Source organism: Scytonema sp. PRP1 (genome assembly GCF_036697665.2).
GTDB lineage: Bacteria > Cyanobacteriota > Cyanobacteriia > Cyanobacteriales > Nostocaceae > Kalymmatonema > Kalymmatonema gypsitolerans.
On sequence record NZ_JBAHYJ020000046.1, the window covers coordinates 180869 to 198366 of the forward strand.

The 17498-nt window shown below is 42.2% G+C and carries 11 protein-coding genes and 1 pseudogene; 5 read left to right on the forward strand and 7 right to left on the reverse strand.

The window, feature by feature from the left end:
- Positions 1 to 132 precede the first annotated feature (132 nt).
- From V5G28_RS09590 to V5G28_RS09600, 3 genes are all read left to right on the forward strand, one after another.
- Positions 133 to 504 (forward strand): translation initiation factor, encoded by a 372-nt coding sequence (locus tag V5G28_RS09590; RefSeq protein ID WP_073635704.1) that lies wholly within the window; start codon positions 133 to 135, stop codon positions 502 to 504.
- Between the two features lie 105 nt (positions 505 to 609).
- Positions 610 to 768 carry a YqaE/Pmp3 family membrane protein gene (locus tag V5G28_RS09595; RefSeq protein WP_073635703.1) on the forward strand — a complete coding sequence of 53 codons (159 nt, stop codon included), beginning with the start codon at positions 610 to 612 and terminating at the stop codon, positions 766 to 768.
- 237 nt (positions 769 to 1005) lie between these two features.
- Positions 1006 to 1878, forward strand: a complete 873-nt coding sequence (locus V5G28_RS09600) for a class I SAM-dependent methyltransferase (protein ID WP_332993284.1) — start codon at positions 1006 to 1008, stop codon at positions 1876 to 1878.
- Positions 1879 to 1955: 77 nt separating this feature from the next.
- Here the strand turns inward: V5G28_RS09600 and V5G28_RS09605 are convergent, their stop codons facing one another.
- Complete coding sequence (locus V5G28_RS09605) at positions 1956 to 2618, reverse strand: TetR/AcrR family transcriptional regulator (RefSeq protein WP_073635701.1); 663 nt, start codon at positions 2616 to 2618, stop codon at positions 1956 to 1958.
- 120 nt (positions 2619 to 2738) lie between these two features.
- On the opposite strand from V5G28_RS09605, the gene V5G28_RS09610 reads away from it, so the two are divergent.
- Positions 2739 to 3728 (forward strand): Rieske 2Fe-2S domain-containing protein, encoded by a 990-nt coding sequence (locus V5G28_RS09610; protein ID WP_332993286.1) that lies wholly within the window; start codon positions 2739 to 2741, stop codon positions 3726 to 3728.
- 162 nt (positions 3729 to 3890) lie between these two features.
- Here V5G28_RS09610 and nifJ read toward each other — a convergent pair whose 3' ends face one another.
- The 4 genes and pseudogenes from nifJ to V5G28_RS09630 form a co-directional block, all read right to left on the reverse strand.
- Positions 3891 to 7571 carry a pyruvate:ferredoxin (flavodoxin) oxidoreductase gene (gene nifJ / locus V5G28_RS09615; protein WP_332993402.1) on the reverse strand — a complete coding sequence of 1227 codons (3681 nt, stop codon included), beginning with the start codon at positions 7569 to 7571 and terminating at the stop codon, positions 3891 to 3893.
- A 1093-nt stretch (positions 7572 to 8664) separates the two neighbouring features.
- Positions 8665 to 9231: pseudogene (locus V5G28_RS09620) on the reverse strand (peroxidase family protein); the annotation flags it as partial.
- A 15-nt stretch (positions 9232 to 9246) separates the two neighbouring features.
- The gene (locus V5G28_RS09625) at positions 9247 to 9720 is read right to left on the reverse strand and encodes a hypothetical protein (RefSeq protein ID WP_332993289.1); all 474 of its coding nucleotides are present in this window, start codon (positions 9718 to 9720) and stop codon (positions 9247 to 9249) included.
- Between the two features lie 102 nt (positions 9721 to 9822).
- Positions 9823 to 10074, reverse strand: coding sequence for a hypothetical protein (locus tag V5G28_RS09630; RefSeq protein WP_332993291.1), 252 nt, complete (start codon positions 10072 to 10074; stop codon positions 9823 to 9825).
- A gap of 297 nt (positions 10075 to 10371) precedes the next feature.
- On the opposite strand from V5G28_RS09630, the gene V5G28_RS09635 reads away from it, so the two are divergent.
- Positions 10372 to 10506: a hypothetical protein gene (locus tag V5G28_RS09635; protein WP_336230180.1), complete on the forward strand. Its 135-nt coding sequence runs from the start codon at positions 10372 to 10374 to the stop codon at positions 10504 to 10506.
- 31 nt (positions 10507 to 10537) lie between these two features.
- Here the strand turns inward: V5G28_RS09635 and V5G28_RS09640 are convergent, their stop codons facing one another.
- A complete protein-coding gene (locus V5G28_RS09640; protein WP_332993297.1) occupies positions 10538 to 11974 on the reverse strand; it encodes a hypothetical protein in 1437 nt (478 codons plus the stop codon).
- 277 nt (positions 11975 to 12251) lie between these two features.
- Positions 12252 to 17069, reverse strand: coding sequence for a hypothetical protein (locus tag V5G28_RS09645; RefSeq protein WP_336230181.1), 4818 nt, complete (start codon positions 17067 to 17069; stop codon positions 12252 to 12254).
- Positions 17070 to 17498: the final 429 nt, after the last annotated feature.

Here is a 17498-nt window from a genome sequence, read left to right on the forward strand (position 1 = left end):
CCTACATAGAACTTATCCAGGGTACGGGAGTAGTAGTCATGGACAAGCTAGAATGACATAACGACCATAATTATATATAACTCTCTCTCCCTTTAGTTCTCAGCATCTCTTGTGCTTCGTTAAATTAAATTTATGTCTTCATCCAATCCCAAATCCTCTGAAAACCGTCTTGTCTACCGGGAATTTGGCAACGATAATTCCGCCGCCCTACAAAGACCAACATCTCCTGCGCTAGAAAGACCAATACAAGAACTACCCCCTCAACAGCAAAATGTGCGCGTGCAAGCTACCCGCGCCGGACGCAAAGGGAAAACTGTAACTGTGATTACTGGCTTTCAAGCCAAACCAGAAACCTTGCAAGCGTTACTGAAGCAGTTGAAAACTCAGTGCGGTACAGGTGGTACACTAAAAGACAACGAAATTGAAATTCAAGGCGACCAGAAGCAGAAAATTTTGGAGATTTTGCTCAAGCTAGGTTATAAAGCAAAAATTAGTGGTGGTTAGGGAGTGCAGTTTACCGAACACCAGAAATCTGCTGGTTGAAAACATAAATGTTATCTTTAATAAGTACAGAAATCCTGCTCGTTTTGATATTCATAGGAGGGAGCGATGGATTTAGTTAGAATAATATGTGCTATTTTTCTACCACCTTTAGGAGTATTTTTGCAAGTTGGTATTGGTATAGACTTTTGGATTAATATAGTTTTGACACTTTTCGGTTATATTCCTGGCATTGTTCATGCAATCTGGGTAATTGCTAGAAAGTGAATGTATAGTTAAGAAACTCAAAAAAAAAAGAAAAAAGAAAGAAAAGCGAAGAAAAAAGCCAAAATTTTTTGGCGTTGAATATTTAAAGTAGGGTGGGCAATGCTCACCTTTTTTGCGATTTAAATGATTTGTGAACAAACAAGATCCCCGACAACTTTTACGAAGTCGGGGATCTGAAGAAGCCAAGAGAAGAGAGAATTTCACAATGATTTAGAATTGCTATAGAACTGGTGCAAGATGATGACAACTTCTCCCTTAAGAAAAGACCTTCACGAAGAAAACCGTTTGTCTTGGAATGAAGCTACCAAGGCGCACAATAGCCATAAGGGTGATCAGGCGAAGTTTTTTCGTTTGGGAGGAAGCACTCTGTTTCCTGAAGAAAAAGAACTTTTAGGCGATATTGCTGGGTTATCTTTGGTTCATCTTCAGTGCAACGCTGGGCAAGATACTCTAAGTTTGGCAGAACTTGGTGCTGTCGTGACTGGTGTAGATATAAGTGATGAGGCGATCGCCTTTGCTCAAAAACTCTCAGAAGAATCTGGAATTCCAGCGTCCTTTTATCGTGCAGATGTGTTTGATTGGCTCCAAGAGACAGCAAACCGACGCGAGCAATTTGATATTGCTTTCTCGTCTTATGGTGCAGTTTGTTGGATATCTAATCTTAAGGTTTGGGCAAAGGGAATTGCAGACGTTCTTAAGCCTGGTGGACGCTTTGTTGTGGTAGACTTCCACCCTGTGGCTATGATGTTTGATACTGATTATAGCCACAAGTTTTCTTATTTCAGTGAAGGAAAGCACCTGACTTGGGAAGATGGTATAAGCGATTATGTGGCAGAATCTGGTACAAGCTTGGCTCCTTGCGGCTATGAAGCTGGTATTGAGAATTTTCGTAATCCCCACCGTTCCCATGAGTTTCAATGGGGTATTGGTGATATAGTCACGGCGCTGTTACAAGCTGGACTGACTCTGGAGGTTTTGAAAGAGTACCCTTACGCCAATGGCTGCAAGCTGTTTGAACGGATGCGGGAAGCCGCCGGACGCCGTATGTTTCCGCCTGAGGATGTGCCGAATTTGCCACTGATGTATGGAATTGTAGCTGGGAAAGCGTGATAAGTAATAACCGTGTTAAAATCGCCCCGCAGTCTGAGCATAAACTTTGAATCATGGATATGCGTCGCAAGAGTTTCTCACTGTGATCGCTTCACAGCTGCCAAAATAAATGCGATCGCTTCTTCTGTGTGTTCCTCAATCATTTCTGGATTAAGGCGATCAATATCAGGTGTTAAGTGTTTCCAGTTTTCATGCACTGTGAAGTAAAACAGACAAACGCTCAAAATATGAGTCAATGCCAAAAATGGCTTGAGGGGACGAAAACATCCTTCTGCCATGCCTCTCTCCAAAACCTTAAGTAGGTGTTTGTGAAGATTTAAAACATTGCATTCCCTAAAATAAGCTCCTTGATTTTGACTAGCTTCTTGAAACCAGAGCATTTGGCGCTGAGGGTTTTTAGCTTCATTTGAAATTGCGATGCGAATAATCTGCTTAAGAGCTTCTTCTGAGGAAAAAGTATCAAAGTTTAATTGCCCAAGGATAGCTTGCACTTCATCGACTGGGCGTTGCAAGACTGCTTTATACAAGTTCTCTTTGTTCTCAAAATAGTAGTGAAGCGTTGCAGTTGTCACTTTGGCGTGTTCAGCGATCGCACTCATCCGCGTACCTTTTAAGCCATGTCGTGAAAATTCTTGCTCTGCGGCATTCAATATTTGTTGCTGCGTCACTTCAGCATCTCGAAACGGGCGGACTGATTTAGCAACTCGTTTACTTGATCGAACCACAGTATCTTGATTCATAGTTTGTCCTTCTATCGTACCAAAAAGCTACCATTCCTGAAGATATTCAATCTTTGAATTGACGCAGCAGTAAGTCATTGATAGACTTACTAATTAATTAGTAAGTTAGTTTGGGCAATTATGAAGCAATTGCAAGGTGCACCGTGGCTTTTGACACATCGTTCAATGCTAAAGCCCAATAAACCCATGAAAATTTCTCTGTTGGGCAATGATTACGTTCTTTGGCAAAACAGTGATGGTGCGATTAGTGCCTTGCCCAACGCTTGCCCTCACATGGGCGCAATGCTGTCAGAGGGATGGTGTGTGACAAAACCCGATGGCAGTAATGCGATCGCCTGCCCTTTTCATGCGTTGGAATTTGACCATTTGGGTTGCACAGTCCTACCTGGTTCTAACAAACAAACTAAATCGTTAATGCAGCCGCTAGAGTTAATTATCGAAGGTGATTTTATTTGGTCTTACGGAGGACATGAACCGAAGATACCAATTCCAAACATCATGAATGAGATTGCAGCAGAGTATGAGTTCATCGGGGTTACGGGTGAACGCAGCATTCCGACTGATATTTTGAGCTTGCTGCTGAATATGCACGACTACAACCATCAAAATGGTACGCATCGAGAATTATTTGAGATTGAACAAGTCCACGTGAAGCAGTTCATCGACGAAGGGTTACATTCTCATGCCTACTTGTCGCAACCCAGGAAAAAACCTACATTTCGTGACATTTTGAAAAATCCCGGTCTGCTGGCGATGCCAAAAGTGTTGGAAGCTCATCTAGAAAACTTCTTTCCGTTCATGGGATTGATGCACGGTGAGAATAAGCTGCTGAGCCTGAAAGAATGTCACTTCTATCTTCCAGAAGCTGAGCATCAATCTCGTGTGTTTGTGTTGATGTACATGAAGGCGCATTCTCCGATTGCACACTTGATCAAAGGCAATCTCCTGAAGTTGATTAATGTGGTTGTGGAGCAAGACGCAAAGATTTTAGGTAAAATTTACGCCAATACACCGCAGCGAATTAAGTTAAACAATGAAGTGGGAATGGATTGGGTACGGCGAAATTTTGAAAGCTTTCCAGGTGTTGCCGAACCAAATCTATCCCGGTAGTAGCCAGCAACAGAACAATTCGGGGCAATGTAGTGATAAGTAACTTTTTTAAACGCACCAGGTAGCTAAGGTAGCGCAAAGGGACGCAGAGTCTTGCCAACTTTAATGGGCTATGAATTAATGAAATGCTGTACTAAGTTATAAACCTAACATCAGCAGTGATTAAGGTAGTTTACGCGCCGCCAAATACTCATACATCTGCCAGCGTGCATCCACCTCGGCTTGCGCTGCTTCCAACAGGCGCTGAGCAAGGGGGGGTTTGCTCTTGGTGAGCATTTTGAAGCGATTTTCTTGGTACATTGACTGTTCTACTGTTTGCTTGGGCTGACGCATATCCAACTGCAAAGGATTTTTACCCTCTTTTTGTAACTCAGGATTATACCGATACAGCAGCCAACGACCTGAATCTACCAAAGCTTTCTGGTGACTCATCGCTGTAGTCATGTTGATACCGTGGGCGATGCAGTGGCTGTAGGCAATAATCAGCGATGGTCCGTCGTAAGCCTCTGCTTCTAGAAATGCCTTGAGGGTATGTTCATCACGTGCGCCAAGCGCTACACTTGCTACGTAGATATTACCGTAGGTCATGGCAATTAGCCCTAAGTCTTTCTTGCCTGCTGGCTTGCCACTGGCGGCAAACTTAGCAACTGCTGCTCGTGGGGTGGCTTTAGAGGATTGACCGCCTGTGTTAGAATATACCTCTGTGTCCATGACCAAGATGTTGACATTGCGACCGGTGGCAAGCACATGGTCAAGTCCACCAAAGTCAATATCATACGCCCAACCGTCACCGCCAACAATCCAGACACTTTTCTTAACTAGATAATCAGCGATTGATTTAAAATTTTGGATTTTAGATTTTAGATTGTTATTCTGTAGAGACGTTGCATGCAACGTCTCTACATCAGACGCGCCATCCGAGAGTTCTACATTAGCGAGGATTTTATCTAATCGGTGTTTTAACAGCTCAATCCGTTGGCGTTGTTCGTAAATATCTGCTTCGGTGTTTTGCTGGGCATTTAAAATAGACTCAACAAGGTTATCATCGCCAATTTCACTGCTTAATTTTTGTAGGAGTTCAGCGGCGAATTCGGCTTGCTTATCTAAGGAGAGGCGGAAGCCAAAACCAAATTCGGCGTTATCTTCAAATAAACTATTAGACCATGCGGGACCTTTTCCTTCGGCGTTTGTTGTCCAAGGGGTTGTCGGTAGATTTCCACCGTAGATTGAAGAACAACCTGTGGCGTTGGCAATAATGGCGCGATCGCCAAACAATTGTGTGAGCAATTTCAGATATGGCGTCTCACCACAACCACCACAAGCACCGGAGAATTCAAACAAAGGTTCTTGCAGTTGTTGTTGGCGAATTTGGTTAATTTTAAGCCCTTGACGGTCAGGATTTGGCAAACTTAAGAAAAAATTCCAGTTTTCGCGCTCTTGCTCCCGCAATGGCAACTGTGGTTCCATGTTAATTGCCTTGCGTTCTGGCTGGGATTTATTCTTGGCAGGGCAAACATCTACACAGATACCACATCCTGTGCAGTCTTCTGGGGCAACTTGAATGGTAAATTTCTGTTCGGCAAAGTCTTTATCTTTAGGGCTGACTGACTTAAAAGTTGCTGGGGCGTTAGCTAATTCACCCGCTTGATAAACCTTACTACGGATGGCTGCGTGAGGGCAAACCATAACACATTTGTTGCACTGTACGCAGACATCAGTGTCCCAAACAGGAATTTCTTGTGCGACATTGCGTTTTTCCCACTTGGCAGTCCCTGTAGGAAAAGTGCCATCTGCAGGTAACGCACTGACGGGCAATTCATCCCCTTGCCATGACATGATTTTGCCCAGGACTTCCCGGACGAATTCGGGCGCACTTACGGGGAATTGGGGATGAGGGGATGAGGGGGATGAGGAAGTTATCTCCCTTATCTGGCTTATCTCGCTTATCTTCCTTGTCTCCCTTGTCTGTACCTCGACTTTATGCAAATTATCTAAAGTTCTGTCTACAGCTTCCAAGTTCTTGCGGACGACTTCCGCCCCTTTTTTGCCGTAGGTTTTTTCGATCGCTTGTTTGATTTTGGCGATCGCTTCTTCTTGTGGCAAAACACCTGCTAATGCAAAAAAGCAGACTTGCATTATCGTGTTAATCCTGTTACCCATGCCACTTTCGCGAGCAACCTGATTAGCATCGATCACGTAAAACTTGAGTTGCTTGCGAATAATTTGCTCCTGCACTTCCACTGGCAGATATTCCCAAACAGTATCAGCATTGTAAGGGCTGTTGAGCAGAAATGTTGCCCCAACAGCAGCAGCTTTCAATACATCTATGCGTTCTAAGAATACCCACTGATGACAACCAATAAAGTTTGCTTGGTCAATCAGGTAAGTTGAACGAATTGGTTGTGAACCGAAGCGCAGGTGCGAAACGGTTATCGAACCGGATTTTTTGGAGTCGTAGACAAAGTAGCCTTGGGCGTAGTTGTCTGTTTCTTCACCTATAATCTTGATTGAGTTTTTGTTTGCACCAACTGTACCATCGGAACCTAACCCGTAGAACATTGCCCGTACAACGTTATCCGGTTCTATGGAGAAGTTGGGGTCAAATGCCAAAGAGGTGTAACTAACGTCGTCATTAATACCGATAGTAAAGTGATTTTTCGGTTTTGCCTGAGCAAGGTTTTGAAAAACTGCCTCCACCATCGCTGGGGTAAATTCTTTGGAGGAAAGACCGTAACGACCACTGATGACTTTAGGAAAGGGTGAAATTCTACCACTACCTCTGCCATCCGAAAATTCGTGGAGAGCAGTAACTATATCGAGATATAGGGGTTCACCTACGCTACCTGGTTCTTTGGTGCGGTCAAGAACGGCAATTGCTTTTACTGTGGTAGGTAGAACTTCCACAAATCTTTTGACATCAAAAGGACGGAAGAGTCTAACTTTGACAACACCAACTTTTTCTCCACGGGTGTTGAGGTAATCTACTGTTTCATGCACTGTCTCACACCCGGAACCCATCAGGACGATCACCCGTTCTGCATCAGGGACACCGTGGTATTCAAAGATGTGGTAATGTCGTCCTGTACGTTCTCCGAATTGATCCATAACCTGTTGGACAATGTCGGGACAAGAGTTGTAATAGGGATTGATGCTTTCGCGGGCTTGGAAATAGACATCAGGGTTTTGGGCAGTTCCCCGTAACACAGGGTGATCTGGGGTTAAAGCGCGATCGCGGTGGGCAAATACCAGTTCATCATCAATGAGCGATCGCAAGTCGTTATCTTCGAGTAGTTGAACTTTCTGAATTTCATGAGAGGTGCGGAAGCCATCAAAAAAGTGCATAAATGGCACCCGCGCCTTAAGGGTGGCTGCTTGAGCAATCAGGGCAAAGTCATGGCTTTCCTGTACTGAAGCGGAACACAACAAGGCAAAGCCTGTTGCACGGGCTGCCATGACATCACTATGGTCGCCAAAGATAGACAGGGCGTGAGTCGCGAGTGTGCGAGCTGCAACGTGAATAACGGCACTGGTGAGTTCACCTGCAATTTTATACAGGTTGGGAATCATCAACAGCAATCCTTGGGATGATGTAAAAGTCGTGGTGAGACAACCTGTTTGCAATGCCCCATGCACCGCCGCCGCTGCTCCCCCTTCACTTTGCATTTCAACCACACTTGGAACGGTACCCCAAATGTTGGTACGACTTTCAGATGACCAAGTATCTGTCCATTCACTCATTGACGATGAAGGGGTGATGGGATAAATGGCAATCACTTCATTGAGGCGGTAAGCAACACGGGCAACAGCCTCATTCCCATCTATCGTTGCAAAGGTTTTGTTCATCATTCCTCCTGTTAGTTTCCCCAGATGCCAAAATATCTACATTGCTAATTGCTAATAGCTCATAGATAATTCCCTAAGCTTCTTAGCCCTGGGTAATCTTCAAATTTGATATCAAATGAAAGTACTGCCCCACTCCGACTTGCAGCTTGCACATTTTGGCAATCTCATTTTTTATCAATTAAGTATTCCTTTAGACTGCATAAAGGAAACTATGAATAAAATAATTAGAAATAGCCAATGCAACGGAACTTGGTAGACTCAAATCAATGAAGCGAAATATTAAATCAATATTTCTCTGTAGCTTGGTGTCTCATTTTGCTTAAACGTACAGACAACTTGCGACTTTGAGTCTAACTCTAAATCAATCTTTCATACAATTCAGTATCTCACGCTATTAATTGCATTGATTAGTGTGAATTAATAATGTACTCAAGAAGATAAAGTACCAATTATTAAGACTTTCAGAAAAGGTAAAAGTTTTTTTGGGGTAGGTCGGGAATTTTTAGCTTATAGTAAACCGATATTTCAATAAGTTTATGAAAAAATTATTATTTGTATTTCCAGTTTTAAAATATTGTGATCTTCTGTTTATGTCAGTAGCTCAGTAGCAGCGTTCAAATTTTGGTACTTTATCCCTTGTAACTATCAACGTGGAATCTTATCAACAGCAAATTTTGTTAAGAAGAATGCAGAACACATCCTCATAACCGCGCGTTGGGGGATGTACGTTGCAGGGTTATATGGTTTTTTATTGTGAAGTACTGATTTCTTTCTTCGTTGAGATTAAAGTTAATTGAAACATTGTCGCATTTAAGAACTTAAGAGCCAGAGGTTCTAACATCTCGTTACCAGGTTGAACCTGGTAACGAGCGTTTGGAGGCTTCGCCTCCTGTTGTAACAAAGTGCAAGATTTCAGTAAACAAACAAGATCCCCGACTTCTTAAACAAGTCGGGGATCTGAAGAAGGTCAATACATTGTCACTAATGTAGGACTTACGCACACCTTACGAATTCTTGGCGTTCTTGGCGTCTTGGCGGTTCGATAAATTAAGCTTAGGGGCGATTTTCGCGTAAGTCCTGTAATGGTGAAAAGTCACACAGTTGGTTCCTGGTATTTGACTCCTCGTTTTTCGTGACGGTTATTAGCAACGATAGGATAAACAATGCTGCGTAACCGATTGATCGGATCGGCAAACAACTTAAAGTGATAGGGAGTTATGTGGTTAATGTACTCTTCCATGATGATTTTTAGAATAATCGCCATGAGAATATTTCTTGATGTTTGGAAGAGCCGTTCATCATCCCAATCTGGATAATTGCTTGCTAATTCATCACAAAGACGATTATGTTCACGGATACATAGAGTATTGAGCATGACATAGCCAATTTGCACATTTGCTCGTTCTACTCCCATCGCAAATAGATATTGTTTTTTATCTACAGGCAGTCTTTTTTCATCATTAATGGGTTCATAAAGACCGTCAAATTGAGGGTCAACTATACCCTGCGCTGGGTCGGCATAATAAAATAAGGGATATTCTTCTTCTACACCATCTTGCCGCTTGAGTTTCTGAGTTTTAAATTTACCTCCTTGAAAGGTTCTTAAAAGATGTGTTCGTTTTCTGTTTAAACCATAAACATTACACAAATCAATTTCATGGTTGGAAGTATTTTTTCATTTCTTTTCCTGAGTGTGATCGATGCGGAGAAAACTATCGGTAAACCACTGCACCCAATAGGGAAACAGCATAGTTGATTTAGGAGAATAAATCGTTTTACCATCTCTTTTACGAAATAAAACTGCCAAGTCTTCTACTTTAGGCAAATTCTTCTCAGAGTTAAACTTTGGATCAGGCGGTAAATGTCGTCCAATATAAGTGCGGTCATTAAGTAATTCCCAGGAAGTGTAAGTATCAGTTTTCTTAGGAATTGTAGTATCAGGAATATACTCATCCAGAGTCATCATACTGTAGGGATTAGGACGAGTAGGAATTTTGTAGATGAGACTATTGATCAAAGTTTTATTAACTTTGTGTTTCAAAAAATCATTACTTTGGACAATGTCCCAAATACCTTTAAAATTTGTTAAAACGAATGTTTGAAGTTTGTTATCCAACCCATCTTTAGATGTGTCTCTTTTCCCAGCCATAATTGTTTTTACCTTTATTTTTTCAAATGAGGTATTAAGTCAACTAGTTTAACCTAGAATCCCCTGCTATTGCTCAAAGCGAGTCAATGTCAAGATAGCGCATTAATTCAGTTTGTCGAGAATTTTTTGAAGATTCTTGGGTCGATAGTCCTTGCGGCTTTTCAAACGGTAAATTGCGCTTTCATGAAGATCTTCAATAGCATCGCTGACCTCACGAAACTTGATTCCTGCCAATTTAAAGAATCCAACATCGTTCTTAAAGTCACATTCATAATCGGGGTTGATGCCTGTGGGAATCACACTTGGATAATGGCCCAATCGTTGCGTTTTTGACACTCCCCAGCCTAAAGGCATGGGGATTCTTGCTTCATCCGTCCTCCCTAGACACCCAAATGCAAGCATTCAAATATCCCCGTTTGGATACGTCCACAAGCGCACACAGACTGTCCGACCGCGTTTGAAACGATTTATTCAAATTTTTTATTTCTCATTCCCACACTATGTCGCACTCAGCTGAGCATTGTGGATGGTGAAGCAGCGCGGTCTTGGGGGTTTTCCCCATGAGCGACTGCTGAACCCGAAGGGCGAGCTACCAACGTTGGCTATCTTAGGCGTATTACCGCAGTGCCATAAGTATGATATCACATCCGTATGCCCAGTTTAAATAAAGCCGTCCTAGAAGGACGGGGCTTTAGACCCAGTTTTTTCGGTAAACAGGGATTTTGGCGATCGCACAGGTGCCAGCGCACGCGCATGGCGATCGCTCACACTTGTTACTGCAACTGAATTACATTGCCTTGCTCGTCGTTGTGCGTAGTTATGAACCTGCAATCTGCTCTTGCTGTTTGTGATCTATCAAGATAGGTCTGAACCGCTCGAAGTTGTTGATGTCTACGCAGGGCGTACAATCGAGCTTGGTTTTCAGTTCAGCACTGAAGGAAATGAGCTGATCGGCAAGAACCTCACGGTCGGTTAAGCAGCCTTTGATTGCTATGAGTTCTCCCAGAGTCCACTCATACAGATTTCTGTCTGCATTGTTCATTATTACAATCAGTTCGTTCTTGGTTCTCATGATTTGGTTGAGAAGCTCATCTAGCTTGGCACTGATCAAATTGGCAATCAGGATGTTAAATGTCTCTTTGCCACCTATTATATGGATTAGTTCATCAACGTACTGCCCAACCAGAATTAAAAATGTCTGATTCCACTCGCTGCGGATGCTCGAAATCTTGATGTCAATATCTCTGTAGACTTTATTAATCTTATTGTTAATTGCAGTACTGTTAGTAACGAAGTTTATAATCTCACTGTTAATGAGAGCGTTGTTCATGACACCGTAGTGTAACCGCTGGTCAATGTAGTGCTGTAATTCCTCATTATCATTCACAATGTAGTGAGTCATTAATGGGATGTTATTTCTTATCTTCTGCTGAAAAGTTTGGTCGATTTGCTGAGCTATATACTGGTCGATGTAATCCTTGAATTCCTGCTTATCCGCAATCTTGTTGATAATGAATCCGATGTTGTTATTTATCTTTTGCTCAAAGATTTGGTCAACGAACTTGTTGACCTGCTGCTGACGACGACGTCTGCGGAACCACCAGAAAGGCAAACCCAGCAGTCCCAGCAAGAACAACCACGGCAGCGATGCAAATGGATTTCTATAAAGGGAGTTCAAGGTATTTTCTACAGGCGAGGGTATCCGATCCTCTGAGTCAATATTTCTTCCCGAAGGCGATGTATTGTTTCCGCCAGTTATGGGTAAGGGCTGACTCGTCTGTCCTGTTCCAGAAGGCTCTCCAGAAGGTTTATTTGTAGGATTTTGTGTAGCTTCATTTTTTCTTCCGGAAGGCGATGTATTGTTTCCGCCAACGATGGGCGAGACCTGACTACTCTGTCCTGTTCCAGAAGATCCTCCAGAGGGTTTATTTGTAGGATTTTGTGTAGCTTCATTACTCAACACTCCAGATGATGGGTTGTTTGTTCCTGCTGGTTTTGAGCCTCCTTCAGTACCTCCACCTGAAATACTATTTTTTTTAGATGAGGGATCATTGATGCCTTGTACTTGATTAGGTTTTTTATTAGAGGATTCCTGAGGCTGTCCTCCTATCCCTTCTGTAGAGTTTTCTTCACTCTCTAAATTCTTGAACGGTTGTTTAATTAAATGAGGTGGTGCATCAGAAAAAACGGGGGTTGGGAGCAACAGAGCCAAGAAAAGTGATACCCCAACATATGAATATCTTTTTTTTGCCATAAGTAGTCTTTCCAAGCCACGCAAAGTAATTTTTTATTGACTAGAGGTGCAGATTGAAATATCTTTAGGAAGCATTTTGTAGTTAATACCATTAAAAAAAAAGAATGCAACACATGATTGTCTATGTGACGGTTCTATCTGTCGCAAACATGAATCATTTTTTTTGTCAATTTTTTCACTTTTGTTTTGTTGAATTAGGTTGCGTTAAAGCAACGCAGTAACGCAACCTCTACACCATCAAATTTGAGTTAACTTAGCTTTAAGGGCTAAAGCCTAGTTATTTGCTTCCTGGTAATTGCTGCGATTGCTGTTGATCTATCGAGATAGGTCTGAACGGCTTGAATGTGTTGATGTCCACGCAGGCGGTTCCATCCAGCTTGGTTCTAAGTTGAGCGCTAAAGGTGACTAGCGTCTCGACAAGAACCTCACGGTCGGTTAAGCAGCCTTTGATTGCCATGAGTTCTCCCAGAGTCCACTCATAGAGTTGTCTGTCTGCACTGTTGATCAGCACAGTCAATTCGTTCTTGGTTCTGATGATTTGGTTGAGAAGCTCATCCACCTTGATGTTGATGATATTTGCGACTTGGGTGTTGAATGTGTCTCTGTCGCCTATTATGTTGATCACTTCATCAACGTACTGTCTCACCAGATTTAAGAATGTCTGATTCCACTCGTTGCGGACGCTGTCAATCTTGATGTCAATATCTCTGTAGACGTTATTAATCTTGTTGTTAATTTCCGTACTGTTGACAACCAAGTTGACAATTTCGTTGTTAATTTCAACGTTGTTGGTTACATTTTGCTGTAAGCGTCGGTCGATGTACTGATTTAATCCCTCATTGTTATTCACAATGTTCTGGGTAATCACTGGAATGTAATTTCGTACCTTTTGCTCATAAGTGTTGTCAATTTGCTGGCTGACGTACTGGTTCAGTTCAATATTGTTATTGACAAGCTTCTGAGTAATAACTCTGTTGAATGTCTCTGTGCCACCTATGATGTTGGTCAGTTCATTCACGTGCTGTGTAGCCAGATTGATGAATGTCCGATTCCACTCGTTGCGGAGGCTGGAAATCTTGTTGTCAATTTCAGTACTGTTGGCAACTAAGTTGACAATGTTGTTGTTCACTTCAGTGTTGCTGGTGACGCTGTGCTGTAAGCGCTGGTCGATGTACTGGTTGAATACCTCATTGTTATTGACAAGCTTCTGAATAATCAGTCTGTTGAATGTCTCTGTACCACCGATGACGTTGCTCAGTTCATCGACGTGTTGTGTAGCCAGATTGATGAATGTCTGATTCCACTCGTTGCGCAGGTTGGAAATCTTGTTGTTAATTTCAGTGCTGTTGGCAACCAAGTTGACAATCTGGTTGTTCACTTCAGTGTTGTTGGTGACACTGTGCTGTAAGCGCTGGTCGATGTACTGGTTTAATTGCTCATTGTTATTCACAATGTTGTGGGTAATCGCAGCGATGTGATTTTGTACTTTTTGCTCAAAAGTGTTGTCAATTTGCTGGCTGACGTACTGGTCAAGGTCAGTATTGTTATTGACAAGCTTCTGAATAATGACTCTGTTGAATGTCTCTGTACCACCGATGACGTTGCTCAGTTCATCCACATGCTGTGTAGCCAGATTGATAAATGTCTGATTCCACTCGTTGCGCAGGTTGGAAATCTTGTTGTTAATTTCAGTACTGTTGGCAACCAAGTTGACAATCTGGTTGTTCACTTCAGTGTTGTTGGTGACACTGTGCTGTAAACGCTGGTCGAAGTACTGGTTTAATTGCTCATTGTTATTCACAATGTTCTGGGTAATCACATTTCTGTGATTTTGTACCTTTTGCTCAAAAGTGTTGTCAATTTGCTGGCTGACGTACTGGTCGAGGTCAGTATTATTGTTGACAATATTTTGAGTAATTAGGTTAACGTTATTGCGTACCTTTTGCTCGAAGGAGGAGTCAATTTGCTGATCGACATGCCGATCAATGTACTGGTTGAGTTCCTGCTTATTGACAAGGTTGTTGATAATTAATTCGACGTTGTTACGTATCTTTTGCTCAAAGGAGGAGTCGATTTGCTGATCGACATGCCGATCAATGTGCTGGTTGAGTTCCTGCTTACGTACAACGTTGTTGACAATTAATCCGATGTTGTTACGTATCTTTTGGTCGAAGATTTGGTCGATTTGCTGATCGACATGCCGATCAATGTACTGGTTGAGTTCCTGCTTATTTAAAATGTTGTTGATAATTAATCCGATGTTGTTACGTATCCTTTGCTCAAAGGTTTGGTCAACGTACTGGTTGATCTGCTGGTTAATTCTCCTCGATATCTCAACGTTGATTTTATCTTCCACTAGCCTGTCTAAGTAGCTAGACCAGCTTTGCAATTGCTGGTTCAGACTAAACTCCATCTGCTCCTGATAGGCATCCATCGTAAACCTGACTTTTGCCACTTCTACAGCCAGGTTCTTAAAGTGCTTCTCGTAGTTCTTCAGGAGCCACTGTTCGAGCTGATCCCAATACTTAGCCTCGAGTGTTACATCGTTCTCATCTATTACATTGATAGATGCATCAATCTGCTGTAACTGCTCCTCCCACTTTTTCTTGAACTCGTCTTCGTTAAAGCGGAAGGTGAACTGTGTCGAGCTGTTCGCACCGACTGCTTCACGACTCGTGGATCCACCAGATCCACCTGTTGTGCCTTGAATATTTGTTACATTCTCCGTCGAGCTGTTTGCACCGACTGCTTCACGACTGACAGATCCACCTGTACCTATAACTGTCACACTGTTTGTAACAGTCCTGGTTGTAGTCGTCTGTCCTTGCCTCTGTTGTGTAACGTTATTATTCTCTTGCTTTTTATAGTTCTCAGCCAGTTCAGTTGCACTCACTGGCTCGATTGCCAGAATAATTTGTCCTTCATTATCTTCCTTGTAGGTGTCAAAAAATAAACCTGTCAAGGTAGTTTTTTCTTTGACCTCTAAAACGAATTCATCTTTGAGACCATTCAATGAAGACCAAGTTTCTTCAACTTCAATGCCTGTCAGGTTTGTAATAAATTTTCCGCCTTGAACCCAAATTAAAGCCCAAGGTTCTAGCTCAAACTTCTTGTTATCTGACCAATAAGTTGCATTGCCTTCACGAATTTTGAGGCGATAGTTTCCGGGGTTTAATTCAATGAAGTTAGCGCCCGATTGCTTCAAACTCGACAGGCTATTTTCATCCAGCACATAACAATTGCGTTTGCTATCTACTGTTAAAGTTTGAGGGTTGAAAAATGGCTTATTACTGGTAATTGAAAGCTCAATTAAACCACTATTGTCATCAGTATTAACATCAAAGAACAAGGCATTGACAACGGCTTTGTCTTTGACCTCTAACTGCAAATGATCATTATATCCATTTAAGGTTGTCCAGGTTGCGCCTACCTCATAACCTGTGGTTTTATTGATAAATTTCCTACCATCAACCCCATAGATCCAGAGTAAGACAAAAGGTTCTCCCTCTGTTTTCGCCTTGGCATAACTGTAGCGACCGCCGGTAATTCTGATATCAAAAGTACCTTTCTCTAAACTAAAAGAACTAGCAACATTTTGTTGCAGGTTGTTCATTTGGTCGGGGTTGATAACATAACAATTGTTTTTGGTATCGATTGTTAAAATGCTCATATCTTCCTCCTTGACCTCTTTAATTTCTGGAGAAACTTTTGTTGTTTCAGATTTTTGGTCTGAGTTGACTTGTGAGGTGGTTTCCGTCGTTACTACTGTCGCTGGTTCATAAAGAGCGATGCCTACCCAACGACCGACAGGATCGGTCGTGGCGACTAAAGTTCCTTTACCCGTGGTAGTATCAATACGGATTAATTGACCGTCTTTACCTAAGTTAAAAAACTTACCAGTCACGCCATAGAGAACATCGCCAACAAATTCCATGCTGGCAAGAGCAGGAAAGCCAATATCGCCGATCGTTTTAACTTCACCTGTATCGAGGTTGTAGCTTGCTAATAACTTCTTCTTGTCGTAACCAATCAAGGTAATATAAGCTTTGCCATCAGCATCAAATGCAACTTCGCCACAGTTGTAGTCTTTATTTGCTACCGATACTACTGGCGTCCCTTTACCTGTTCCCAGATTAATAGCAATCAGTTGTTTAGCAGTTGTGGCGTAGAGGGTTTGACGGTGGCGATTGTATGTTAAGCCAGCACAAGCAAAGCCAATATCACCAATTACCGTAGCATCACCTGAATTCAGGTCAATTTTAACTAGTCGAGTCTTGTCGCCCTCTCGATCAAGTCCATAGAGTTGGGAACCGACAAAAGCAATGTCAGAAACCTCTGTCACTATCTCGCCAATAAAAGTCGCTTTACCTCTGGCTAAATCCAGAGTATAAAGTTTGCTTAATTCATTGGAGACACAATCTTGGATATAAACTGCCCCTGGTTTGAGCTTAATAGTTTGAGGTGTGCGGCTGCCACAGATAACTTTTTCTAAGACTCCACTAAAACCACTGATAGCGTCTCTATCCGTAAAAGATTGTCCACCTGTTGAGGTTGCAAGTCTGGCGTATTCGGTTTTGATACCTTCTTGATGCTTGCTCTTGGAAGTTCCAAAATAGGTGTGAACGGTCACTCCTGCTGCTTGAGCTTTTTGGATAGCCAAATTAGCGGCGTTAACATCCTCTTGCTTTGTTTTATCTCCACCCCCTTCGAGTGCTTCATCGCCGAGATAAAAGATAGCTCGTGCTGCATCTTTGCGCCAATCAAAGTAATCTGAGATGTCTTCAATGGCGCGAGCTGCATCTTCCTGCGCTCCTGCGTCTGCAACTTCTCCTTTTTTTCGACCCCGGAGTTTGGATTCAGGTACCTTCTTTTGAGTCAGATAACCTCTAATAGTTTGGTCGAAGTTTGTACCTTTCCAAGTACCTTCTATACCCAACCAAACGACTCTTAAATCTGATGGACAACTAGATTTAGCTTTGGCGATCGCACTTGCAGCAGCATTGCTCAAAGCCTGCGCTTGGTCTTTCATCGAAGGACTAGTATCGATAACAATAACCAAATCAACAGCAGGTATAGAGTTTGCTTGCTTACTCACGCTTTTTTCCTTTTTTTCTTTTGGTTGAAACCGAAGAATTTCATACTTCAAGGGTCTATAAGTTATAAATCACTTGGAATGCAACATTCCTTTGAATTCATCCTTATTTTTTGCTGTTCTGATAAGTCGCTCCTTCTCATACTGACGTTTTTCAGCATGATTAACAACCTCTAAAAACTGGTCAAAAAATAACTAATAGCCAGATTTTTTCTAGCCTGACTATGTTTGACTATGTTTTTGAAGATTCTCCAAAACACTCATTCTTTTTTACAGCATCGGTAAATAGTAAAAATGACTTTTTACCATCTTTATGTTGCGTTTTTCTTCTATTTCGGGCACGTCGAGTAATTTGAATTAGAGCGGCGCACACAAGTTTCTAAAGAGGATTGCGTCCAAAAGCGTCAAAACTTTAATCTTCCTTAAATCTTC